Source organism: Nocardia alni, from assembly GCF_019038435.1.
In the GTDB taxonomy this organism is placed as follows: domain Bacteria; phylum Actinomycetota; class Actinomycetes; order Mycobacteriales; family Mycobacteriaceae; genus Nocardia; species Nocardia alni.
The window spans coordinates 1-450 of the sequence record NZ_JAGPOX010000350.1 but is presented as its reverse complement, the minus strand read 5'-3'; the positions used below and the strand labels follow the sequence as shown (position 1 = coordinate 450).

Annotated in this window: 1 protein-coding gene; it reads left to right on the top strand. The window is 68.9% G+C overall.

What is annotated here, in order from left to right; genetic code table 11:
* A partial coding sequence (locus tag JZ791_RS47425) for a tripartite tricarboxylate transporter substrate binding protein (RefSeq protein ID WP_216903971.1) occupies positions 1 to 450 on the top strand: 450 nt, incomplete at both ends.

Sequence of the window (450 nt, the reverse complement as noted above, 5' to 3'; positions counted from 1 at the left end):
GGCCAGGGCTTTCCGTCCCGGCCGATCAAGCTGGTCGTCGCCTTCCCCGCCGGCGGCCCCACCGACATCACGATGCGGGTGCTGGCGGAGAGCGCCTCGCGCGTGCTCGGCCAGCCGGTGGTCATCGACAACAAGCCCGGCGCGGGCGGCACGCTGCCCGCGCAGATGCTGCAGTCGTCCCCGGCCGACGGCTACACCGTCGCGCAGATCCCGCTCGGCGTGTTCCGCATGCCCTATACGACCAAGAGCAACTGGGATCCGGTCAAGTACATCAGCTATGTGATCAACGTGACGGGCTACGCCTTCGGCGTGGTGGTTCCGGCCGACTCGCCATTCAAGACCTGGGCGGATTTCGTCGCCTACGCCAAGGCCAACCCCGGCAAGCTCAGCTACGGCTCCACGGGCGCCCTGACGAGCCCGCACCTCACGATGGAGCGCGTGGCCCAGCAG